This is a genomic window from Candidatus Eremiobacteraceae bacterium, from assembly GCA_035295225.1.
GTDB lineage: Bacteria > Vulcanimicrobiota > Vulcanimicrobiia > Eremiobacterales > Eremiobacteraceae > JABCYQ01.
Map to the genome: position 1 here is coordinate 204,746 of DATGJI010000058.1, position 23,824 is coordinate 228,569.

The following is a 23,824-nucleotide window of genomic DNA, read 5'->3' on the forward strand; positions in this document are numbered from 1 at the left end:
CCTGTGCATTCGGGTCGCGCCGAGCCTCGCCCTCTGCCTAAAGGCCGCTCGGGCGGGGCCGGACAATTGCCCGAACGATGGGATCGCACAAGCCCCGTCCGGTGACCGCGCGCGGAGAATTCGACCTTCGGAAGCTCGCGGGTGAGGCCGGCCTCGTAGTGGGCAGCGCGCTCCTCGCGAACCTCATCGGCTATCTGTTCCATTTCATCATCTCGCGCCGGATCGGGCCCGACCAGTATGGCACGCTCGTCGCGATGCTGGCGATCTTCGGCATCATCGGCGTGATCGGACAGGCGCTCAACAACGTCGCCGTTCAAGAGACCGCAAAGCTGTGGGTGCTGCATCGCGACGATCACATCGCTGCGTTCGTCCGCCATGCGGCCCCTGCGGCGCTCGGCGTCGGCGCGGTCGTAGGTCTCGGCATACTGGTCGCGAGCCTGCCGCTTGGTCCGTACCTCCACATCACTCGATGGGATCTCTGGATCGCGTTCGCCGCGTTCTGCATGCTCAACGTCGTCGCGTCGTTTCTTCGCGGAGCGGCACAAGGCGCGCATCGCTTTGGTTATTTCGCCGCCTCGCTGCTCGGCGAATCGATCGTGAAATTGATCCTTGCGCTTGTGCTCGTCGCGATCGGCTGGCAAGCGCTGGGCGCCCTCGGCGGATTCGCCGGCGGCATCGCCTTCGGGGCGGCGATTCTCTTGCCGCCGTTTCAACGCATCGCCAAACCGGCGACGTACGACGTCGCCGAACACGACCATCTGCGATTGGGCGGCGAATCGTCGCGGGTGCTCGGCGTGAGCGTGTGCACGGCGGCGTTGATGTTCGTCGATACGATCTTCGCCAAGCATCATCTGACTGGCGTCGATGCGGGCTACTACGGAGCCGCGGGCACGATCGCGCGCATCATCCCGTACGGCGTCGGTCTCATCGGACTCATCCTTTTGCCGAAAGCGGCCGCCGCGCAGCACGCGAGCCGGTCGTCGCTCATGCGGCTTCTCGCGGTATGCTTTGGCGCCGGCCTGCTGGTCACCGGCGTCGTCGTCGCGGTACTCGTCACCGTGCCGAAGCTCGTGATCGCCGTCTCATATGGAGCGACCTACGCGGGAGCGATCCCGCTGCTTCGGCTGTACGGCATCGATCAAGGCCTGCTCGGCGCGTGCGGTCTGGGATTTGCGTATCTCATCGCCGTGCGCGATTATCGCATCGGCCGCTTCCTCATCGTGGCCGTCGCGTTGGAGGCCGTGTTGATGGCGCTTTTCGGCACGACCGCGGTACGGTTGCTCACGACCGCTATCATAGTCAACGGCTTGCTCTTGCCTGCAGTGGCCTTTTGCGTGTGGCAAGCGCTGCGCGACAACCGCGCTGCGTCGGAGCTGCCGCAGGCCGTCATGCCCCCCATCGCCGAAGTTTGATCATCCCATGCGCGGACATGTCTTCTATCGCAAACTCAACGTCGAGCTTCCGACGATCGTGCGCGGCAAGGGCGTCTATCTCTACGATGCCGACGGCAAACGCTATCTCGACGGCTCCGGCGGCGCGATGGTCGCCTGCATCGGCCACGGCGTCGATGAAATCGCCGATGCCATCGCCGAGCAAGCGCGCACGATCGCATACGTCAACGGAACGGCATTCACCAATCGTCCGGTGGAAGAACTGGCCGACATGCTCGCCGAGCACGCGCCGCCCGGTGTCGATCTCTCGTATTTCCTGAGCAGCGGTTCCGAAGCCGTGGAAGCGGCGCTCAAACTCAGCCGCCAGTATCACGTCGAACGCGGCGAAACGCAGCGGCGCATCATCATCGCGCGTTCGCCAGGCTATCACGGCAACACGCTGCTTGCGCTCTCGGCATCCGCGCGCGCAAGTTATCGGAAGATGTACGCGCCCTGGCTGCTCGACGTCGTCATGATCGATGCGCCATATCCGTACCGTGCCGGAGAGCTCGGCGTGGACGCGCCTGCCATGACCGGCGAAGCGCTCGCCGAGGCGATAGCGCGCGTCGGCGCGGGCAACATCGCCGCTTTCATCGCCGAGCCGATCGGCGGATCGTCGACCGGAGCGTCGGTGCCTCCCGACGGCTACTATGCGCGCATCCGCGAGCTGTGCGACGAGCACGGCATTCTCTTCATCGCCGATGAAGTGCTGTGCGGCGCCGGCCGGACGGGGAAATATTTCGGACTCGAGCATTATACATCGCGCAGCGGCGGGCCGGTCGTGCCCGACATCATCACGATGGGCAAAGGATTGAATGCCGGCTATGCGCCGCTTTCGGCGCTGCTCGTCAAACGCACGATCTTCGAGACGATCAAGAACGGCAGCGGCGGATTTCAGCACGCGCAGACGTATTCACACAATCCGCTCGCCGCGGCCGCAGCGCTTGCCGTTGCGAAGTACGTGCGCAAGCACGACCTTGTCGCGCGGGCCGCGAGCCTGGAGCCGGAACTTCAGCGCCGCCTGCGCACGCTTTTGACGGTCGGCGACGGCGCGCATATCGTCGGCGACGTCCGCGGCATCGGCGCGCTCGCCGGCGTGGAGATCGTGGCGGATCATTCGACGAAGACTCCGTTCCCGCGCGGCGCCAAGGCCGTCGAAACGCTCGTCAAGGAGTGCCTGAAAGCCGGACTCTGCGTCTGGCCCAACGTGGGTCAAGCCGACGGAACGAACGGCGACCTCATCATGATCGCGCCGCCCTTCAATATCTCGTTCGCCGAATTGGATGAGCTCACCGAAAGCTTGCGCGCAGCCCTCGCGGCGACGGCAAGCGCTTTACACGCGACGCATCCACCACTTGCTGCCGCCACGAGGACATCATGACCGCAACCACCGCGACCAAGGCACCGAAGATCACCTATTCCGCCATCAGCGCCGACATGGGTGAGATCCACAAGTCGTTCGACGCTGCCATCTCCGCCCTGCGCGGCAAACTTGGTGCCGAGCATCACCTGTACATCGACGGCGCGTGGGTGAAGGGCGGCGGCGAGACGCTGCACTCGCTTTCGCCGATCGATCGCGGTTGGAAGATCGGTTCGTTCACGGGCGCGACGCCGGCCCAAGTCGACGACGCGGTCGAGGCCGCCAAGAACGCGAAAGCCGCATGGGCCGGCATGCCGTGGAAAGAGCGCGTCGCCATCATGCGCCGCGCCGCCGAGAAGATCCGCGAGATGCGCTTCGAGATCGCCGCGGTCATGACGGTCGAGATCGGCAAGAACCGCATGGAGTCGCTGGGCGACGCGGAAGAGTCGGCCGATCTCATCGATTACTACGCCGATCAAGTGGAACACGCGGATGGATTCGTACGTCCGCTCGGAAAGCTCGCGCCGAACGAGCAGACGCAAGATGTGCTTCGGCCGTTCGGCGTTTTTGCCGTCATCTCGCCGTTCAATTTTCCGATGGCGCTTGCCACAGGCATGTCGAGCGCGGCGCTCGTGGCCGGAAACACGGTCGTCTTCAAGCCCGCCGGCCTCGCGCTGTTGACCGGGGAGATGCTCGCGCGCGCTTACGAGGGCGCGGGCATGCCGGCGGGTGTCTTCAATCTGCTCTACGGCTCCGGATCGTCCGTCGGCGAACAGTTGGTGCGGCATCGCGGAATCGACGGTATCGCGTTCACCGGTTCGCAAGAAGTGGGCATGCGCCTCATGCGCGAGTTCGGTGCGGGTGGGCCGTTCGCAAAACCGGTTCTCGGAGAACTCGGCGGGAAGAACGCGGCGATCGTCGCGGCGAGCGCCGATCTGGATATGGCAGCCGAAGGCGTCATGCGCTCTGCGTTCGGGCTTCAAGGACAGAAATGCAGCGCATGCTCGCGCGTCTACGTCCATGAGAGCGTCGCGGAGAAATTTCTCGCACTGCTCAAAGAAAAGACGCAGAAACTCGCGATCGGCGATCCGACGGACAAGGATATCTACATGGGCCCGGTGATCAGCGAGTCCGCCGTGCGCACCTTCGAGGAGAGCGTCAAGTCGGCCAAGTCCGGCGGCGAGATCCTCACGGGCGGCGCGCGCATGCAAAGCGGAAAACTCGCCGCCGGTCTTTACGTAGAACCCACCGTCGCCAAGCTGCCGCTGGATCACGAGCTGTTCTCACGCGAACTGTTTCTGCCGTTCCTTGCAGTCGGCGTGGTCCGATCGTTCGATCAGGCGTTGGACGAATCGAACAAAGTCGATCTTGGCCTGACCGGCGGCCTTTTCTCCGCCGACGAGACGGAGATCGCGCGTTTCTTCGACGAGATGGAAGCGGGCGTGCTCTACGTCAACCGTCGCACGGGCGCGACCACCGGCGCCTGGCCGGGAGTGCAATCGTTCACCGGCTGGAAGGGCTCCGGCATCACTGGCAAGGGCGGATGCGGCCCGTATTACGTCTCGCAGTTCCTGCGCGAACAATCCCGGACGCGGATGACCTAACATATATGACGTAACGCCTATTTTCGGCGAATGTATAACCGGTTCTCTCAACGTTTATCCTAAAAAGGACGGATGAAAGGCCTTCCCGAACGAACGATTATTATGGCGAAGAATTATCCTTTCATCGGGGTCGTGCCGCCGGGGCCGAACGCGCTCAAGATCATCGCGCAAGATGAGCGGTACGCATCGACTTCCTACATCAAAGAGTACCCCCTCGTCGCGGCGCGCGGCCAGGGCGCCATGGTCGAAGACGTAGACGGCAACCGCTACCTCGATATGATGGCCGGCATCGCCGTTTCTTCCACGGGCTACGCCCATCCGGCGGTGGTCGCGGCAGCGACCGACCAACTCAACAAGTTCTCGCACATGTGCGCGACGGATTTCTATTATCCGGTCTTCGCGCAGCTCTGCGAACGGCTCGCGAAGCTCGCGCCGGGCCCGGAACCGAAGCGCGTGTTCCTCACCAACTCCGGCACGGAAGCTGTCGAAGGCGCGATCAAACTCGCGCGCAGCCACACGAAGCGACAGTACATCATCTCGTTCCACGGCTCGTTCCACGGCCGCAGCATGGGAGCGATCTCGCTCGGCTCGTCCAAGGTGAAGTACCGCCGGCATTTCGGTCCGCTGCTTCCGGGAGTCCACCATCTGCCGTACGACAACCCGTATCACCCCACCGATTGGCGCGAAGCTGCGGAGAATCTCTTCCGCGAGCGCGTCGGCGAAGACGAGATCGCGGCGGTGGTCATGGAGCCGATCCTCGGCGAGGGCGGCTACGTGATCCCGTCGCGAGCGTTCTTGGACTATTGGCGCGATTTCTGCGACGAGCACGGCGCCGTGCTGATCTTCGACGAAGTGCAATCCGGCGTCGGCCGCACAGGCTCGATGTTCGCGTCGCAGGCGCTCGGCGTCACGCCTGACGTCACGCTGCTCGCAAAAGGCTTGGGCTCCGGCTTGCCGATCGGCGCCATCATCGCGAAGGAATCCGTCATGTCGTGGGGTCACGGAAGCCACGGCAGCACGTTCGGCGGCAATCCGGTCGGCTGCGCTGCTGCGCTTGCCACGCTCGACCTCGTCGAAGGCGGCCTCATGGCGAACGCGGCTGCGATGGGATCGCTGCTGCTCGCGGGCTTCAACGAACTGAAGAAAAAGCACGACCTCATCGGCGACGTGCGCGGCGTCGGTTTGATGATCGGCGTCGAATTCGTCCGCGATCGAAGCACGAAAGAACCGATCGTGCATCTCGTCCACGAGATCGAGCTGGCGGCGTTCAAGAAGGGCCTCTTGCTGCTCGGCTGCGGCCGGAGCACGATCCGCATCGCGCCGCCGCTCGTGATCGACGCGGAAGACGTGCGCATCGCGCTCCGCATTTTCGACGAGGTGCTGACGGAGTTGCGGGTTCCGGCGTGACCGCTGCGGGCATCGGCTCGAGCGGATCCGCCGGTGCGCGCGCACCGGCCTCGTCTGCGAAACTGATGTCCATGCGCGACGCCGTCTCGCGTTTCGTCCACGACGGTGACACCGTCGTCATCGAGGGCTTCACCCACCTCATCTGCTTCGCGGCGGCGCACGAGATCATCCGCCAGCGCCGGCGCGACCTCACGCTCTGCCGGCTGACGCCCGATCTCATCTACGATCAGATGATCGCGGCCGGCTGCGCCAAGAAATTGATCTTCTCGTGGGCCGGCAACCCGGGCGTCGGATCGCTCTTCGCGCTGCGCCGCGCGGTCGAGAAGGGCATCCCGCACAAGCTCGAGATCGAAGAGTATTCGCACTACGGCCTGATGGCGCGCTTTGCCGCCGGCGCGGCGAAACTACCGTTCTGGCCGATGCGCAACTACCGCGGCAGCGATCTCCCCGACGTCAACCCGCTGATCAGAACCGTCACCTGTCCATACACGTCCGAAGAGCTCGCGACGGTGCCGGCTATCAATCCCGACGTCGCGATCATCCATGCGCAGCGCGCCGACGTAGGCGGCGACGCGCAGATCTGGGGCCTGTACGGCGTGCAGAAAGAGGCGGCCTTCGCGGCCGATCGCGTCATCCTCGTCGTGGAGGAGATCGTCAGCGAAGCGATCATCCGCGCGGATCCCAACCGCACGCTCATCCCCGGATTGATCGTCGACGCGGTCGTGCACGAGCCATGGGGCGCGCACCCGTCGTACGCGCAAGGCTACTACGATCGCGACAACGAGTTCTACGTCGCATGGGAGAACATCTCAAAAGATGAGGCGAGCCTCGCGGCATGGCTCGACGAGTTCGTCTACGGCGTTGCCGATCGGAACGAATATCTGTTGAAGCTCGGCCCGACGCTGCGCGAGCGCCTCAACGCTGAAGATCAGGTCTGCGAAGGGGTCAACTACGGCTTCTGAAATCGCGGCCTACAAGAATTCCGAGTTGATGGCGGTGCGCGCCGCCAAGGAGCTGCGCGACGGCGACGTCGTGTTCGTCGGCATCGGTTTGCCGAACCTCGCGTGCAATTTGGCTCGGGCGACGCACGCGCCGAATCTCGTGCTCATCTATGAGTCGGGGGCGGTCGGAGCGGTGCCCGATCGTCTGCCTGTTTCCATCGGCGACCCCGCGCTCGTGACCGGATCGCTTTCCGTCGCATCAATGGCCGACATCTTCATGCTCTACTTGCAGGGTGGGCGCATCCAAGTCGGTTTCCTCGGCGGCGCGCAAGTGGATCGCTACGGCAACATCAATTCCACCGTGATCGGACGCTACGACGCGCCGAAAGTGCGGCTGCCCGGAAGCGGCGGCGCGTGTGAGATCGCGGTCCACGCGGAGCGCGTCATCGTGGCGGCGCCGCTCTCGGCGCGATCGTTTCCGGCGGAGGTCGACTTCATCACGTCCCCCGGTCACGCGGGGAAGCACGGAACACGGAAGGAACTGCACCAGCCCGGCGGCGGCCCGGTGCGGATCGTCACCGACGTCGGCATTCTCGAACCATCGCCGAAAGACGGCGAGCTCGAACTGGTCGGGATCTATCCCAACGTCGAAGTCGAAGCTGTCAAAGCCAAGGTCGGCTGGCCGTTGCGCGTGCGTGCAACGCTCGAACAGATTCCGCCGCCGACCGACCACGAACTTCATCTGCTACGCGACGTGCTCGACCCGGACAGGCTCTATCTCTGAATAATCCTGAAAGGGCCGGCTTCTTGTCGGCCCACGCAAATGAGGTTGACAGATGACAACTCCGCGCATTCCTACCGCTCTTTGCGCCGCGGCGCTCTCGTGCGTCATCGCGCTCGCCTGCGCGCGCGCAGCGTCCGCCGCCGCGATGTACGAGATGTACTTGCCGGCGAATACTGGCCTGCAGTGGCATCAGACCGCCGCGCAAGTCGCGCAGACCTGTGATGACGGGATCGCGAGCGCGAAAGCGACGATCGCGAAGATCGAGTCGCTGTCTTCTCCGGAATGGACGTTCGACGATTCGCTGCTCCAGATCGAGACGGCAGAAGCCGAGCTCAACGATCAGACCGCCGCGCAGTCGTTCCTTTCCGCTGTCGCGCCGACGAAAGACGTGCGCGATGCCGCCAGTGACTGCCAGCAGAAACTTTCGGATTATTACAACGCGCTGAGTGCGGATCCAAAGATCTACGCGATTGCCGCACGCGTGCAGGCGCTCGGCGATGCCAAGACCGACGCTGCCAAAAAGCTCGTTGAGAGCTACGTCCTCACCGGCATCCGCGCAGGCGTCGCACTGCCGCCGGCGGAGCGCGATCGCGTCACAAAGCTCTTCGACACGCTCACGGGCGAGACGATCGCTTTTCAGCGCGCGATCGACGAAGACAAGAGCGCGGTTGAGATATCGCAGGCAGATGCGTCGTCGCTGCCGCCGGCATTCGTCGCGACACTCTCGAAGACTTCAACCGGCTACCGCGTGCCGGTCAACGAGAGCACGTTCTCGCAATTCATGGACAACGAGAGCGACGGCAATGCGCGCAAAGCCTACTATTTGGCGTACGAGCGTCGCGGCGGCACCACCAACGTGCAGCGTCTCGAGCGCGCCGTCGCGCTTCGCTATCAGCTCGCCCGAGCGCTCGGCTTTGCGCAATGGTCCGACTACCAGCTCGCAGCGAAAATGGCCAAGTCGCCCACGCGCGTGATGGCATTTCTCAACCAGATCGACACGACGCTTCTACCGAAGGCGCGGGCCGAGCGAGCGACGCTCGTCGCGCTGAAGAAAGCATCGGGCGATCCGACTCCGTTCGCGGGCTGGGATGGAGCATACTACGAGACCAAGCTCGTCAAGACGCGCTATGCGGTAGACGATCAGGTCGTCCGCCAGTATTTCCCGGTTGACCACGTCATCGCCGGCGTTTTCTCGATCTATCAGAAGCTGCTCGGCGTCCGCTTCACGCCGATCGCTGCGCCCGATGCTTGGGCGCCCGGCGTACGCGAGTATGCTATAAACGACGCCGCAAGCGGCAAAGCGATCGGGTGGTTCTATCTCGATCTCTTTCCGCGCGACGGCAAATACGGCCATTTCGCGAACTTCGGAATCCGGCCCGGCCGCGTGCTGCCGGACGGCTCGTACCAAAAGCCGGTGACCGCTATCGTCGGCAATTGGCCCGCACCTGCGCCCGGTCAGCCTGCGCTCTTAAGCCACGACGACGTCGTCACGTTCTTCCACGAGTTCGGTCATGCGATGCACTCGACGCTTTCCACCGCTCCGTACGAGACCTTGTATGGCACAAACGTCCGAGGTGATTTTGTAGAAGCGCCGTCGCAGATGCTCGAGAACTGGATGTGGCAGCCGTCGATCTTGAAGATCGTCTCGAGCAACGTCACGACCGGCAAGCCGCTGCCCGATGCGCTCATCACAAAGATGGTCGCGCTCCAGCATGTCGGCGACGGAGCCGACTACACCGGCCAGGCTTTCTATGCGGCCTACGATATGACGCTGCACAGCTCGGGCCCGACCGTCGATGCTAACGCGCTTTGGGCAAAGCTCGTCAAGCAGATGACCGTCGGCCACATGATCCCCGGCACGTATCCGGAGGCGTCGTTCACGCATCTGATGAGCGGATACGACGCGGGCTACTACGGTTATCTCTGGTCACGCGTCTTTGCGCAAGATATGTTCACCGTGTTCCAGCGCTACGGTCTGGAAAGCCCGGTCGCCGGCATGCGCTATCGCAAGGACATCTTGCAGCCCGGCGCGGTCTACGAACCGGACGTGCTGCTCGAGCATTTCCTGGGCCGGCCGGTCAGCTATGACGCGTTCTACCGATATCTGGGTATCGCGCCCCCGCGATGATGTAGGGCGGACCCTTGTGGTCCGCCCCCAATGTGGACGTTACGAAAAAAAATAGGCGGACCATAAAGGTCCGCCCCACATTTGTTTGTGCCGACTACGGGATCGCGGGAGGGCCGCTCGGCGGCGGCGCCGTGGGCGGCGCGTACATCGGGCCCGCCGGCGGACTCATCTGCGGGCTGCCCGGCGGCGGAGCCGAGAAGGTCGTGTGCGGCCAACCCTGTTTGTTGAGCAGCGGCAACATGGCGGATCCGATCGCAAGCGCGCTCACGATCGCTTCGAGCACGATGCCGAGCCAGAGCGGCGCAATACCTTCGAGCACGGTGATGATCAGAAGCCCAAGCCCGATCGACGCGAGCGGACTCGGCTCCGCCACTTTACTGAACTCGAAGAACTGTCGTCCAAGATACATCGAGAGCGCCGCGCGGCCGACGAGATAGCCGAGCGCAACCGCGACAATGGCCACGGGGATGAGCACGATACCGAGCACCGTTATCGCGAGACCGACGGTGATGATGCTGAGCGTGAACGGCCACGTCAACCCGAGCACGCCGGCGAGCGCCGGCCGATGGAGCAAATGATCGAGCGTGAGCCGCGTGCGGCCAGGGAAGAGCGCGAATGCGAGGAGCGTCAACACGCCAAAGGTGATCAGCACTTCGATCCAGTCGCGTTTGGCGCTGTAGCCGTTATAGTCGCTTGCAGAATTATCGTCCGGCACGACGTGCATCGGCGGAACGACGATCGGCGTGATGATCGGCAACGGCGAGGTGAAGGGGCTGGACCCACTCGACTTCTTATAGGAAGACTCGTTGTCCACGCTCCCGCCGAGCGCGACCGTCTCGCCCTTGACCACGCCTTCCGGCGCGATGTAGAGACTGCCGGCCATGACGACCGCGTCGCCGTCGACCGTGCCGTGGACTTCGGCGCTGCCGGCCATGACGACGAGGTCGCCTTTGACCTCATCGCCTGCCGGTATGACCACGCTCGATCCGAAGACGACCCGGTCGCCTTGGCTGTGTCCGTACGCGGCAGCCGCCGGTTGCGAACAGGTCGCGAAGCAGATGGCTGCGACCGCCGCCGCCAGCACCGACGCGGGCGAGCGCCACACTCGTTGTAGAAAAACTTCGTTGATCACGATCGGGCTCCAAGCAGTGCCGAACCGAGGCGCGGCAGGTACTTGCGTCCTGCCGTCGCTGCGACGGCGAGTAGTACGACCTCGATGGCCACCGCGATAGCGGCCACGTCGGCGACGTGGAAATGACCACCAAGACGGGAAAGGGTCTCAAGTGCGACTCCGGCTTGGCCGGCGAATCCGCCGACGCGGCCGATGATCGCGCTGAAGTTCACGATATGCAGCGCGCTGAGCATCGCCACGATCGCCCACGTCGCGAAGACGTACGCGGCAAACCACGGCCACACGACGCGGCGCCGCGCGGGCGACGGCAGCGCGGCGATCTTCGCCATGATCGTGGCGGTGAAGCCGGGCGCAGGTTCGATCAGCACGACTCTCGTGAGCGCCTCATCCACGCGACGCAGCCGTGCGTCGAGGGCAGTGCACCCCGGGCACCCCGCGAGATGTTCGCTCACGAGACGCGCGTCGGCGCGCGACAGATCGCCGTCGCGGTAGGCCGCTAGCCTCGAACTACAAGCTGAGCAATTCACGTCCGCGTATCTCCTGTTGAGCGCCTGCGCCGATCAAACCGGTCGGATGATCTTGTGCAAGCTCGCGCGCGAGCGCCGCCTTGCCGCGGTGTATCAGTGTCTTCACATTGCCGAGCGTCACTTGCATCGTGTCGGCGATCTCCTGGTATTCGAGATGATTGAAATAGCGAAGCGCCAGCGCCGCGCGCATCTTCTCCGGTATGTGCGTGAGCGCGGATCGGACGAGCGCCTCGTCTTCGCCCGCGATAAGCGAGGCGTCGGGCGCAGCGTCGCGGCGCGTGTCGGGAATGCGTTGTTCGATGGTCTCGTCTTCGTAGAGGTCTTCGGTCGGCGGCCGCCGGCCTTCTTTGCCGAGGTGCGTGCGGGCGACGTTGCGTGCGATCTGATAAAGCCACGTGGAGAATTTGCCAAGATCGGGGTTGAAGGTTCGGAGGTGAGCGTAGGCCCGCATGAACGTCTCCTGAGACAGATCGTTTGCGTCCTCGGCCGACCGGACGCTCGCATGGATGAAGTTGACGACTCCTCGCTGGTGCCGCTCCACCAGCGGCGCGAAGGCTTGGGTGTCTCCCGTAAGGACGAGGGCCGCTAGCGTCTCGTCACTCAGGCCCGTCGCGTTGATGACCGAACCTCCCGTCGAGTTTAGATACCATAAAACTGAAGAAAAGTTCCACACTACTGCGGTAAAGGGTCCCAGCCCGCCTTCGTCCCGGATTTGTCTGAAGGGGCCAACGCTAGTCGGCCCACGTCATGGCAGCACGGGCCGACTAGCGTCGGCCCCTTCATCAATGCGATGAAGCCAAAGCGCGCATCGAGGCGAACTGGTGGGCCCATGACAGAGCATAGTCGATCACGAGAATCCGAACGGCCCGTTTCCGCTTCGGCGTCAGTTTTGGCCACGCTCGCCGAGCCCGCCGACGCAAATCCGATGGGCAACGTTCACGGCGGTCACATTATGAAGCTTGTCGACCAAGCGGCCGCCGCCGCGGCCATCAGGCATGCGGGGCGTTTGTGCGTCACGGCAAGTATTGACCGGCTCGACTTTCTCTATCCCGTTCGCATCGGCGACATGATCGAACTTCGTTCCGCCGTCAACTACACGCACCACACGTCGATGGAAGTCGGCGTCCACATCGAGACGGAAAATCTCGCGTCGGGCGAACGACATCACGTCGCCTCCGCATATCTCATTTTCGTCGCGCTCGACGAAAGCGGCAAGCCGGTGCGGATTCCGCGCGTCGTTCCGCAATCGGAGGCCGAGAAGCTCCGTTATCAGCAAGCCGAACTGCGCTATCGCCAACGCAAAGAAACGCGCGAGCAGGAACGTGCGCTGCACGACGCCGCGCACAATAGTTGATCGCGCAGACGCAGCGCGGCGGTCCGATCGCCGCACGCTACGCGTTGCTGTTGGCAGGGGTCACCGGCCTCGCGTGCGCAGGAATATTCTATTCGCTTAGCGCCGCGCCGCCGATCGCGATGGTCGCGTATCGAAGTCTCTTCGCCGCGGTGCTCATATTGCCGCTCGTCTTCATCGGACGGTGGAGCAAGTCGCGCGACAGCGCGACGCGTTTCGCCGGGCGCGACATCGCGCTCTCGACGGTCGCAGGCGCGCTCTTCGCCGCCGATCTCACGCTCTGGGCCGTGGGCATCCGCTTCACGACCGTCTCGAGCGCGATGCTCATGGTCAGTACCGATCCGATCTGGATCGCGCTCTTCAGCGCGCTCTTCTTCGGAGAACGGCCGCGACCGCTCGCGATCGTCGGGATCGGCGTCGCCGTCTGCGGCACGGCGATCGTCGCCGGCATGGATATGCGCGTGTCGGGGACCGCACTGCTCGGCGATGGCCTCGCGCTCGCGGCAGCGCTCGTCGAGACGTGGTACCTCCTGCTCGGCAGACGCGTGCGCATGCGCGTGGATGCGCCGCGCTACGCAACCATCGTCTATGCCGCCTGTGCGGCTTGCATGTGGATCGCGATGTTCGCGTCCGGCACATCGCCTGCGGTCAGTCTCCACGACCTCGGGTTCGCGCTGCTGCTCGCGCTCGTCGTGACGGTCGGCGGACACACGCTCATCTCGCATTCACTGGGGCTCATGCCTGCCACCGTCGTCGGCGTGGCGATCCTCGCGCAGCCGCCCATCGCCGCACTGCTCGCGTATCTCTTCCTGCATCAGACGATTCCGTTGACGACGGCCATCGGAGGGCTTGTCGCGCTTGCGGGGCTCGGTATTGTCGCGTATGCGAACGAATTGAAAAATCCCGGCATCGAAGCCGGCGCGATCTGATGCGAGGTGCCACCGGCCACTTGCGGGGAATGAGCGGCAGTCGCGGTGCGGCGTTGAAGGAGCAGCATTGGCTAAGCGTGCGCTGATCACGGGCATCACCGGTCAAGACGGATCGTATCTGGCGGAATTTCTGCTGGCGAAGGGTTACGATGTCTACGGCATCACCCGCCGTTCCAGCACCAATTCGTTCGACCGGATCGCGCACATCGTCGACAAGATCACATTGCTCTCGGGCGATCTGCTCGACGAGCACTCGCTCGCGACCGCGATCCGCGAAGCGCAGCCGGACGAGGTCTACAATCTTGCGGCGCAATCGTTCGTGCCCACATCGTGGGCGCAGCCCGTGCTCACCGCCGAGTTCACAGCGGTCGGCGTCACGCGATTGCTCGAGGCGCTGCGCGGTCTGAAACCCGATGCGCGCTTCTATCAAGCCTCGAGCAGCGAGATGTTCGGCAAAGTCGTGCAGACACCGCAGAACGAAAGCACGCCCTTCTATCCGCGCAGCCCCTACGGCGTCGCCAAGGTCTATGGCCATTGGATAACGGTGAACTACCGCGAGTCGTACGGCTTATATGCCTGTTCGGGCATACTTTTCAATCATGAAAGCGTGCCGGCGAACACGCCGGTCATCGTCCGCCAGCGCGGCCTCATCGATGTCGTGCCGATCGGTGAAGTCTTACGTGTGCGGCCGAAGGGGCCGGCTCTGCAGCGCTTCGCGACTGAGGCCCTCGAAGTCTGGGACGGCGAGCGGTTTGTCGACGTCCTCGGCGGCACCGCGTACCACCATGCGCCTTCGCGCTCTGACAAAGGCGTCACTCGCATCGAGGCACGCTGCGGCACGGTCACGGCGACACGCGACCACGTCGTGTTCATGGACGGCTGCGAGCGCCCAGCGGGCGAGGTCTTACCGGGTGACTCGATGCGGCGCGCGATGCTGCCCGCTCCGCCGGAGACGACCGCGATCAGCCACGATTTGGCGTGGCTCCTCGGCGCGTTCGTCGGCGACGGTTCGGCTTACGAACGCGATGGTCACGTCCGCGCGAAGTTCACGAACAACGACGGAGAGTTGCGAAAGCGATTCGCCGACACATGGCAGCGCGTCTCGTGCGGCTGGTCGACCGAGGGTCGGACATCGTCCGGTTTCCGGCCGGATGCGACCGTCGGTGCACTGGCCCTGAACGGCGCGGCCGCGTTCGCTGCCTGGATGCACGACATCTGCTATACCGAAGACGGCATGAAACGCGTTCCCCAAATCGTTCTCAACGCGGATGCGCACACGTGGACGTGGTTCTTAGACGGATACAACGCGACCGATGGCCTCAAGCGCGGCAATGCGCGCCACCCGTTCAAGAACTTCAAGACCAATTCGCCGGTGCTCGCTATGGGGTTGTGGTGGATGGCGCGCACGGCGTTCGACGTGGATCTCGTGCTCAACGTCGACCACGGACCGAGCGAGCGGCCTGGTGCGTTCTACGCGATAAATCTGCGCACGCCGCTCTTGACTGGCAAAGGCCGCCATCTGCGGCGAGAGCTCGCAGAAGTCAAACGAGTTACACCGCTGCCCGCATACGACGGTTGGCTCTATGATTTGTCCACCACCAGTGAGCGTTTTCACGCCGGCGTAGGAGAATGCGTCATCCACAACTCTCCGCGACGCGGGTTGGAATTCGTCACTCGAAAGGTGACCGATGCTGCCGCGCGCATCAAGCTCGGATTGGCTGAAGAGCTGCGGCTCGGCAATCTTGACGCGCGCCGCGACTGGGGATTCGCCGGCGATTACGTGGACGCGATGTGGCGCATGCTGCAGCAAGACGAGCCCGACGACTACGTCATCTCAACGGGCGAGACGCGCAGCGTCCAGGAGCTCGTAGAGGCCGCATTCGGCGTCGTCGGACTCGACTGGCGCAAACATGTCGTGCTCGATCCGAAGTTCATCAGGCCCGCCGAAGTCGACGTGCTCGTCGGCGATGCGTCCAAAGCGAAGGCCGCATTCGGCTGGTCTCCCAAGACGACGTTCGCCGAACTCATCAAGATGATGGTGGATGCGGATCTCGCAAGGCTGCGCAGTTAGAAATACATGCGCTCGCTAGTCACCGGAGCCGATGGCTTCGTCGGGCAGTGGCTCGTCCGCGAGCTGTTGGACGCGGGCGATGCCGTGTTCGGCGGCGCGCGATCGCGTCGCATGGCGCTTCACACGCTCGGCGAACCCGCTGCTCAGCGCGTGGAATGGCGGCAGCTCGATCTTTCGGATGCCAATTCCTTAACAGCCGCCGTTCGCGATGCAAGGCCCGATGTGGTCTATCATCTCGCAGCGCAGTCTTCGGTCCCCGCCTCGATCGCCGATCCGGCCGACACCCTTGAAGTCAACCTCATGGGCACCATCCGTCTGCTCGAAGCGTGCAGGCGGGAAGCACCCGATGCGGCCGTCATCGTCGTGGGATCAGCGGATGCCTACGGCAACGCGGATCCTGCTTTGATGCCGCTGCGCGAAAGCGCACCGCTCCGGCCGCTCAATCCATATGCGGCCAGTAAAGCCGCAGCCGAAGTCGCGACGCTGCAATATGCGCGGTGCGGATGGGCGCGCGCGCTTGCGACGCGATCGTTCAATCATACCGGGCCCGGACAGAGCGATCTCTTCGCGGCACCGGCTTTTGCGCGACAGGTCGCCGCGATCGCACGCGGCGACCAGAAGCCCGTTCTGCGCGTCGGCAATCTGACGGCCCGGCGCGATTTTCTCGACGTGCGCGATGTCGCGGCCGCATATCGCGCGCTCGGCGCACGCGGCGCGCCGTGCAAAGTATATAACGTCTGCAGCGGTGATTCGGTCAGCATGCGCGAGATCGTCGACGCGCTCTTGGAAATCGCCGGCGTGAAAGTGTCGATCGAAGAAGATCCGGCTCGCATGCGCCCATCGGATACGCCGCTGCTGGTTGGCGACGCCTCGGCACTGCGCCGCGACACCGGCTGGAAGCCGACCATTCCATTGGATCGCACGCTACGCGATTTGTACGCGTCGTTTTTTTGAAAGAAGGGGCCGACGCCAGTCGGCCCAGGCCACGTTCGGCAGGGCCGACTGGCGTCGGCCCCTTCAGATAGGATAAAGGTCGCGTCGTCGTTCGAAATAAATCTAGCGGGCCATGCACGTGAACTCAGGCGGGTTCCGAACGCTCGTCTTCAAGAATCGCGGCGCGTTACTTGTGCCCGTTGCGCTCGTGCTGCTCGTCTTGGGCAGACCGACGATGCAGAGCGCGCTGATCGGCGTCATCGTCGCGGCGATCGGGGAGGCGATTCGGATCTGGGCCGTCGGCTACTCAGGCGTGACCACGCGCGCCGCGATCGTCACTGCGCCGACGCTCATCACGGGCGGTCCCTACGGTGCAGTGCGCAACCCGCTCTACTTGGCAAACGCGATAATCGCGCTCGGATTTTTGATCGCGTTCGCCGGCGGCGTCTCACCGCTCGAAGGCGCCATCATGACGGCGGTCGTCGCGCTGCTCGTCTGCGGCGTGTACGCGATCATCATTCCGCTGGAAGAATCCTATCTCGCCGGCGTGTTCGGTGAGAGGTATCGGCGCTACGTCAAGGCGGTGCCGAGCATCATGCCGGTCGGCAGCCGGCTTGCCCCCGAAGATCGCTACGGCAAATGGCGAGCAGAAGTTATCGCGCGCGCCGAGATCATCACATTGGCGTTTTTCGTCGTGATGATCGTGGTGGTCGCCCTGAAATTGGGGCCGTGGCGCGATTATGGGGTGTTTTTCTGAGCGGTTGTCCCGGTCGGAATGCCTTGCCGATCAAGACAAGACCGGGCGCCAAAATATTCCGCATCGTGGGACCAAATCACAGGCTTTGGTCGAAAAACAGGGCCGATTTGCGAAAGCAAAGGCGAGGGTCCGGTGCGAAATGCAATCATCCCCGTCCGACGTGCCACTGGTCGATTCTGCGGAGACTCAAGGCTAAGGACTTAGTCGAACGGGGATTCTGGAACGCACGGCCGCCGCAAGGCGGCCTCTTTTTTCGGAGGCGCATCCGGCGAATCGGGAAAATACGCCGGATGTCATGAGCACTATGAATGATACGGTCGTTCTTTCCGCCGTTCGAACACCGATCGGCAAACTCGGCGGCGCACTCTCATCCCTCGCGGCGACGACCCTTGGCGGCGAAGCGGTGCGGGTCGCGGTGGAAAAAAGCGGCATCGCAACCGAGGCCCTCGATCACGCGATCATGGGCGAGGTCATCCAAGCCGGCACGGGCCAGGCCCCAGCGCGTCAGACGATTTTTTTCGCCGGCCTGCCGAAGACGATCGTGGCCGACACCGTCAACAAAGTGTGCGCTTCCGGCATGCTCGCGATCGCAAACGGCCATCGCTTGATCCAAACGGGCGCCGCGCGAGCAGTCGTCGCGGGCGGGATGGAGAGCATGTCCGGCGCTCCGTATCTCGTGCCGCAGGCGCGCTTCGGCTACAAGATGGGAAACGCACAATTGCTCGACGCGATGGTGCACGACGGGTTGTGGGAGGCGTACTTCCATTGCATGATGGCGGACGCGACTGATGGAGTAGCCACGCACTTCGGCATCACGCGCGCACAGCAGGATGAGTTCGCGCTGCGCAGCCACCGCCTTGCTATCGCCGCGCACGAACAAGGCCGCTTCGCAGAAGAATTGATTCCGCTCAAAGTCGCCACGAAGCAGCGCGGCAAGCTCATCGCGGAGCGCGTGCCCGCGCCGCGCGTCGCCGTGGGTGTCGGCGCGATGTTCGCCGATCAGACGCCCGAGCGATTCGTGGCCGACCCCGCGAAGTTCTCTCCGTACCTCGCGGATCCAAGCGCGCCCTTCAATCTCGTGGACCGCGATGAATCGCCGCGCAAAGATACCGATCTCGCGACGCTCGCAAAACTCAAGCCGATCGTGAAGAACGGAAATATCACGGCCGGCAACGCCCCAGGCGTGAACGACGCCGGAGCCGCTCTCGTGCTCGCCGGCGCAGAGTTCGCGAAAGCCAACGGCTTGACGCCGCTTGCGACGATCCGCGGCCACGAAACTGCCGCGTGGGATCCACCGTACTTGCCGCTTGTTCCCGCTCTTGCCGCCCAAAAGCTGCTCGAACGCCACGGGCTCAAGGCGTCGGACATCGCGCTCTGGGAGATCAACGAAGCCTTCGCGGCCGTGACCTTGACTTCGGCGGACCGCCTCGGCTTGGACCTGGACAAAGTCAACGTCGACGGCGGCGCGATCGCGCTTGGCCATCCGCTCGGCGCCAGCGGCGCACGCATCGTCGGCCATCTCGTGCACGCACTGCGCGCGCGCGGCGGCGGCTTGGGCGTCGCTGCGATCTGCAGCGGCGGCGGCCAAGGCGACGCGATGTTGGTGGAAGTCCGCTAGGCACGTGCGCGTTCTCATCGTCGGCGCCGGTCAAATGGGCGCCGGCATAGCGCATGTCTTCGCCTCTGTCGGTCACGACGTTCTGCTTCACGACGTCTCCGAGGCCGCGATTCGCCGCGGCGTCGGCGTCATCGAGAAGAATCTCGAGCGCGCCATCGGGCGAGGCAAGATCGAGCAAGCCGCTGCCGACGCGACGCTTGCCCGCATCACGCCGCACATCGACATCACGCTGCCCGCGGAGGTGCGCATCGCGATCGAGGCGGCGACCGAAGACGAAACGCTGAAGAAGAAGCTTTTCGTCGCACTCGACAAGGCGACGCCTCCCGACGCGATCCTCGCGTCGAACACCTCTTCCATCTCGATCACCGTCCTCGGCGCCGCGACTTCTCGCCCCGATCGCGTGATCGGCATGCACTTCATGAATCCGGTCCCCGTGATGAAGCTCGTGGAGATCATCCGCGGCCTTGCGACGAGCGATGCGACCTTTGCGGCCGTGCGCGATCTCGCGCTCTTCCTTGGGAAGACGCCGGTCGAGGTCCGCGATTTTCCCGGCTTCATCTCCAACCGCGTCCTCATGCCGATGATCAACGAGGCGATCTACGCGCACTTCGAAGGAGTCGCGTCGGCCGAAGCGATCGACACCGTGATGAAGCTCGGCATGAATCATCCGATGGGTCCGCTCGAACTTGCTGACTTCATCGGGCTCGACACGTGCCTCTCGATCATGCAAGTGCTCTTCGACGGCTTCGCCGATTCGAAGTACCGGCCGTGCCCGCTCTTGAAGCAGATGGTGGCCGCGGGGCAACTCGGGCGCAAGAGCGGCCGCGGCTTTTACACCTACCCATGAACTTCAACCTCACCGACGATCAGCGGGCCGTCCGCGAGGCCGTCGCGACGTTTGCGGCGCGCGAAATCGCCCCGAATGCGGCCGCGTGGGATCGCGATCACACGTTTCCCGTTGATGTGTTCGCGGCGCTTGGCGAGATCGGCATCATGGGCATGTCGGTGTCGGAGAGATACGGCGGCGCGCAACTCGACGCGATCAGCGTCGCGATATCGATCGAAGAGATAAGCCGCGCCGACGCGGGCGTGGGCGTCACCGTGTCGGTCCATGCCGGCCTGATAACGCGCATCATCGAGCAGTTCGCGCGCGAAGCATTGCGCGAGACATACCTTCCCAAGATGTGCGCGGGAGAATGGCTCGGCGGTTTTGCGCTGACTGAAGCCGAGTCGGGATCGGATGCCAGTGCGTTGCGCACGCGCGCGGTGCGCGACGGCGACCACTATACGTTGGACGGACGCAAGCAGTGGGTCACGAACGCGGGCTTTGCAAAGGTGTTCGTCGTTTTTGCGCGCACCGGCGGACCCGGACCGAAAGGCATTTCCGCATTTCTGGTCGATCGCGAAACGCCGGGACTCATGCTCGGGAGAAAGACAGAAAAGCTCGGCATTCACTCGTCAGATACGACGGATGTCGTGCTCGAGGGCGCGCGCGTCTCGGCCGATCGCCTCTTAGGCAACGAGGGCGAGGGCTACAAGATCGCGCTCGCGAGCCTCGGCATCGGCAGGCTCGGAATCGCTGCCCAGTCCGTCGGAATTCTGGCGGCGTGCTTGGACACGGCGCAGGCCTATGCGCGGGATCGTCGACAATTCGGCGCACCGATCGGCCATTTTCAAGCCGTCGCGTTCAAGATCGCCGACATGGCGGTTGATCTCGACGCCGCGCGCTTGCTGTTGTATCGCGCGGCGTGGATGAAAGACCAAGGCATGCAAGTTCTCGATGCATCGTCCAAAGCGAAGCTTTTCGCGTCCACGGCGGCGCGAAAGCACGCCGCGGAGTGCGTGCAGGTGCTCGGCGGCTACGGCTATACAACGGAGTTTCCAGCCGAGCGCTACTACCGCGATGCAAAGATCACGGAGATTTACGAAGGCACGTCCGAGGTCCAGCGTATCCTCATCGCGCGCGAACTGCTGGGCAGATTATGATTCAAATACTGTAGGGCGGACCTTTATGGTCCGCCGGCCGACCGTAAAGGTCGGCCCCACATTATCCTAAAGGGAGCTGTCATTTGCGACTCTTAGAGTACCAAGGCAAGACGCTGTTCGCCCAAGCCGGCATTCCGACGCCGCCTGGCCACGTCGCCTCGACGGTTGAAGAAGCGGTCGCGATCATGCGCGCCAATCCGGCGCCATCGGTCGTGAAGGCGCAAGTCCTCATCGGCGGGCGCGGCAAAGCCGGCGGCATCAAGTTCTGCTCGAACGCCGACGATGTCGTCGAGCCGGCGACGGCGATCCTCGGCATGCGGATCGCGAATGCACAGAATCCGGAAGGCGAAGTCGCGCATCGCATCTGGATCGAGCAGCGCGTGGACATCGCAAAAGAGCTCTATCTCTCTATCGCGGTCGACAGGGCCAGCAAGCGGCCGATCATCATGGCGTCGGCGATGGGCGGGATGGACGTCGAGGAAGTTGCGGAAAAACACCCCGACGCGATCGCGCGCTACCGGATCGACCCGGCGATGGGGTATTCGTCGTTTGTCGGTCGCCGCGTCGCACGCGAAGCCAAATTGCCGAAAGAGATCTGGAATCAGTTCGCATCGCTGCTCGGAAAACTTTACGATGTCTTTTTCAGCTCCGGTGCGATGCTCGTCGAGATCAATCCGCTCGCCATCACAAAAGATGGGAAGCTGATCGCTTCCGACGCAAAAGTGGAGCTCGACGACAACGGACTGATCCGGCGCCCGGAGCTCAATTCATGGAAGACCGAAGCGGAGACGGATCCGCTCAAAGAACGCGCCATCAAAGCCGGACTCGGTGAGAATAATTACGTGCAGCTCGATGGAGACGTCGGGATCATCGGCAACGGCGCCGGCCTGGTGATGGGAACACTGGACGCCGTGAAGCAGGCAGGCGGAAACCCGGCGAACTTCCTCGATATCGGCGGCGGCGCACAAGCCGCGCTCATGCGCGAAGCGGTGAACATCGTCACTTCGAATCCAAAGGTGAAGTCGTTGTTCATCAACATCTTCGGCGGCATCACGCGCGGCGACGAAGTGGCAAAAGGTCTGATCGAAGCGCTCGCAAGCGGCGGTTGGAGCAAGGACAAGCTCGTCATCCGACTGACCGGCACGAATGAAAAGGAAGGCCGCGCGCTGCTCGCCGCAAGCGGCATCACCTCGGTGGAGACCATGAACGAAGGCGCGCGCAAAGCAGTGGCGTTAGCGAAGTCGGCGTAACAATCGATGCCCGAAGGGGCCGACGTCAGTCGGCCCAAGCAAACAGAACGTGGGCCGACTGACGTCGGCCCCTTCAGGATCGGAACGGGAGAGCGAATGTCAATCTATCTCGACAAGACGTCAAAAGTGATCGTGCAGGGCATCACCGGCCGAGAAGGTCTGTATCACGCCAATCGTATGCGAGCCTACGGCACGGATCTCGTCGGCGGCGTCACGCCGGGCAAGGGCGGTCAGACGGTCGAGGGCTTTGCGGTCTTCGACGGCGTCGCCGAGGCGCGTGAAAAAACGGGCGCCGACGTGTCGGTCATATTCGTGCCGCCGCCATTCGCTGCGGACGCGGTGCTCGAAGCCGCGGACGCGGGCCTTCGGCTCGTCATCTGCATCACCGAAGGCATTCCCGTCCACGACATGATCAAAGCACTTGCGGTCATCGGGCCGAACACGCGCGTGATCGGCCCGAACTGTCCTGGTGTCATCACGCCGGGAGCGGCGCTTGCCGGCATCATGCCCGGTCACGTCTTCAAGCCGGGCCGAGTCGGACTCATCAGCCGCAGCGGCACGGCGACCTACGAGATCGTCGACCACCTCACGCGCAACGGCATCGGCCAGAGCACCTGCGTCGGCATCGGCGGCGACCCCATCATCGGCACGGTCTTCGTCGATTGCCTCGAGGCCTTCGAGAGAGATCCGGGTACCGACGCGGTGGTGATCGTCGGCGAGATCGGCGGGTCCGACGAAGAGGACGCGGCGGACCTCATCGAGCGGGGCGGCTTCACGAAGCATGCGGTCGCATTCATCGGCGGGCGATCCGCGCCGAAGGGCAAGCGCATGGGTCATGCCGGCGCGATCATCAGCGGCAACTCTGGCACGCCGGAATCGAAGCTCGCAGCGTTCGCCCGTGTGAAAGTGCCAGTCGCCGATAGCCCGTCCGATATTCCGGCGTTGGTGAAGAAGGCGATCGCGTAGATTTAATCCCGCGGGCCGACTGGCGTCGGCCCCTTCATCGAGACCCCTTCAGCGACACCTGTCCCGCAAAGAGCTTCCTTAGAGCAAGGTTAGGATTTGCTTAACATGGAAGCGCGCCTCGTGGAAAGTGAGTGGCACTGGGCCGCTTGCTCCATTTTGGTACGCACAAAACGGCGATTTGCGCACGAAGTGCGTGCTCACTCAAACTCTCTCAAGAGGGAACCTCAATGTTGAAAAACGGTTGGGTTCGAATAGCCCTCTTGGCGGCGTTGGTGCTGCTCTTCCAGGGAACATGGGCACTGGCAGGCACGACCGGCGCGCTGAACGGAAGTGTGACGTTAAAGGACGGCACTCCGCTCGCTGGCGCGAAGGTCACAGCATCATCTCCGTCCGAGTCGGTTTCCACGACCACCGACAGCGGCGGTCATTTCACGTTCGTCTCGCTCCAGCCTGACACGTATGAAGTCACGGCGAGCAAAGACGGCTACGACACGATCTCACAACCTGGTGTCTCGGTGTTCGCCGATAACACGCAGGCTGTAAAGCTCGTGACCCAAGCTTCGACGAAGGTCCTCGGTCACGTCACCACGACCGCGGCAAGCGCACTCGTGAAAGCCGGAACGACGTCCGACGTCTATTCGGTCAACGCG

At 63.6% G+C, this 23,824-nt stretch carries 21 protein-coding genes; 18 read left to right on the top strand and 3 right to left on the bottom strand.

All coding sequences use genetic code 11. The features are described 5' to 3' along the window. The first annotated feature begins 101 nt into the window (after positions 1 to 101). The 7 genes from VKT51_12290 to VKT51_12320 all read left to right on the top strand — a co-directional run bounded on the left by VKT51_12290 (position 102) and on the right by VKT51_12320 (position 9,654). A complete protein-coding gene (locus VKT51_12290; protein ID HLJ84943.1) occupies positions 102 to 1,412 on the top strand; it encodes an oligosaccharide flippase family protein in 1,311 nt (436 codons plus the stop codon). Between the two features lie 7 nt (positions 1,413 to 1,419). Continuing rightward, positions 1,420 to 2,811, top strand: a complete 1,392-nt coding sequence (locus VKT51_12295) for an aspartate aminotransferase family protein (protein HLJ84944.1) — start codon at positions 1,420 to 1,422, stop codon at positions 2,809 to 2,811. Continuing rightward, a complete protein-coding gene (locus VKT51_12300) occupies positions 2,808 to 4,394 on the top strand; it encodes an aldehyde dehydrogenase family protein (protein ID HLJ84945.1) in 1,587 nt (528 codons plus the stop codon). The genes VKT51_12295 and VKT51_12300 overlap by 4 nt, the downstream gene beginning before the upstream one ends. Before the next feature lie 102 nt (positions 4,395 to 4,496). After that, a complete protein-coding gene (locus tag VKT51_12305; protein ID HLJ84946.1) occupies positions 4,497 to 5,801 on the top strand; it encodes an acetyl ornithine aminotransferase family protein in 1,305 nt (434 codons plus the stop codon). Next, complete coding sequence (locus tag VKT51_12310) at positions 5,798 to 6,763, top strand: CoA-transferase (GenBank protein ID HLJ84947.1); 966 nt, start codon at positions 5,798 to 5,800, stop codon at positions 6,761 to 6,763. The genes VKT51_12305 and VKT51_12310 overlap by 4 nt, the downstream gene beginning before the upstream one ends. A gap of 28 nt (positions 6,764 to 6,791) precedes the next feature. Further along, entirely contained in the window at positions 6,792 to 7,526 is a 735-nt protein-coding gene (locus tag VKT51_12315) for a CoA-transferase (GenBank protein ID HLJ84948.1), read from the top strand. Positions 7,527 to 7,578: 52 nt separating this feature from the next. After that, positions 7,579 to 9,654: a M3 family metallopeptidase gene (locus VKT51_12320; protein ID HLJ84949.1), complete on the top strand. Its 2,076-nt coding sequence runs from the start codon at positions 7,579 to 7,581 to the stop codon at positions 9,652 to 9,654. Positions 9,655 to 9,748: 94 nt separating this feature from the next. Here the strand turns inward: VKT51_12320 and VKT51_12325 are convergent, their stop codons facing one another. The 3 genes from VKT51_12325 to VKT51_12335 are packed head-to-tail and all read right to left on the bottom strand — an operon-like array spanning position 9,749 to position 11,986. Continuing rightward, positions 9,749 to 10,786 (bottom strand): polymer-forming cytoskeletal protein, encoded by a 1,038-nt coding sequence (locus VKT51_12325; GenBank protein HLJ84950.1) that lies wholly within the window; start codon positions 10,784 to 10,786, stop codon positions 9,749 to 9,751. After that, entirely contained in the window at positions 10,783 to 11,238 is a 456-nt protein-coding gene (locus tag VKT51_12330; GenBank protein HLJ84951.1) for a hypothetical protein, read from the bottom strand. The genes VKT51_12325 and VKT51_12330 overlap by 4 nt, the downstream gene beginning before the upstream one ends. A gap of 55 nt (positions 11,239 to 11,293) precedes the next feature. Further along, positions 11,294 to 11,986 (bottom strand): sigma-70 family RNA polymerase sigma factor, encoded by a 693-nt coding sequence (locus VKT51_12335; protein ID HLJ84952.1) that lies wholly within the window; start codon positions 11,984 to 11,986, stop codon positions 11,294 to 11,296. Positions 11,987 to 12,142: 156 nt separating this feature from the next. On the opposite strand from VKT51_12335, the gene VKT51_12340 reads away from it, so the two are divergent. From VKT51_12340 to VKT51_12390, 11 genes are all read left to right on the top strand, one after another. Then, positions 12,143 to 12,667, top strand: a complete 525-nt coding sequence (locus VKT51_12340) for an acyl-CoA thioesterase (GenBank protein ID HLJ84953.1) — start codon at positions 12,143 to 12,145, stop codon at positions 12,665 to 12,667. Further along, complete coding sequence (locus VKT51_12345) at positions 12,664 to 13,593, top strand: DMT family transporter (GenBank protein HLJ84954.1); 930 nt, start codon at positions 12,664 to 12,666, stop codon at positions 13,591 to 13,593. Before VKT51_12340 ends, VKT51_12345 begins: the two co-directional genes overlap by 4 nt. Positions 13,594 to 13,660: 67 nt before the next feature. Continuing rightward, the gene (locus VKT51_12350; GenBank protein HLJ84955.1) at positions 13,661 to 15,664 is read left to right on the top strand and encodes a GDP-mannose 4,6-dehydratase; all 2,004 of its coding nucleotides are present in this window, start codon (positions 13,661 to 13,663) and stop codon (positions 15,662 to 15,664) included. A 6-nt stretch (positions 15,665 to 15,670) separates the two neighbouring features. Beyond that, complete coding sequence (locus VKT51_12355; GenBank protein HLJ84956.1) at positions 15,671 to 16,618, top strand: GDP-mannose 4,6-dehydratase; 948 nt, start codon at positions 15,671 to 15,673, stop codon at positions 16,616 to 16,618. A 112-nt stretch (positions 16,619 to 16,730) separates the two neighbouring features. Continuing rightward, on the top strand, positions 16,731 to 17,354 hold the full coding sequence (locus VKT51_12360) for a methyltransferase (GenBank protein HLJ84957.1): 624 nt from the start codon (positions 16,731 to 16,733) through the stop codon (positions 17,352 to 17,354). A 295-nt stretch (positions 17,355 to 17,649) separates the two neighbouring features. Beyond that, positions 17,650 to 18,972 (top strand): acetyl-CoA C-acyltransferase, encoded by a 1,323-nt coding sequence (locus tag VKT51_12365; protein HLJ84958.1) that lies wholly within the window; start codon positions 17,650 to 17,652, stop codon positions 18,970 to 18,972. Positions 18,973 to 18,976: 4 nt separating this feature from the next. Then, positions 18,977 to 19,819, top strand: coding sequence for a 3-hydroxybutyryl-CoA dehydrogenase (locus VKT51_12370; GenBank protein ID HLJ84959.1), 843 nt, complete (start codon positions 18,977 to 18,979; stop codon positions 19,817 to 19,819). Continuing rightward, positions 19,816 to 20,958 (top strand): acyl-CoA dehydrogenase family protein, encoded by a 1,143-nt coding sequence (locus tag VKT51_12375; protein ID HLJ84960.1) that lies wholly within the window; start codon positions 19,816 to 19,818, stop codon positions 20,956 to 20,958. The genes VKT51_12370 and VKT51_12375 overlap by 4 nt, the downstream gene beginning before the upstream one ends. A gap of 83 nt (positions 20,959 to 21,041) precedes the next feature. Beyond that, positions 21,042 to 22,208 (top strand): ADP-forming succinate--CoA ligase subunit beta, encoded by a 1,167-nt coding sequence (gene sucC, locus VKT51_12380; GenBank protein ID HLJ84961.1) that lies wholly within the window; start codon positions 21,042 to 21,044, stop codon positions 22,206 to 22,208. 96 nt (positions 22,209 to 22,304) lie between these two features. Beyond that, complete coding sequence (gene sucD, locus VKT51_12385; GenBank protein ID HLJ84962.1) at positions 22,305 to 23,174, top strand: succinate--CoA ligase subunit alpha; 870 nt, start codon at positions 22,305 to 22,307, stop codon at positions 23,172 to 23,174. Positions 23,175 to 23,401: 227 nt separating this feature from the next. Beyond that, positions 23,402 to 23,824, top strand: a 423-nt coding sequence (locus tag VKT51_12390) for a carboxypeptidase-like regulatory domain-containing protein (protein ID HLJ84963.1), incomplete at its 3' end; no start/stop codon positions are given.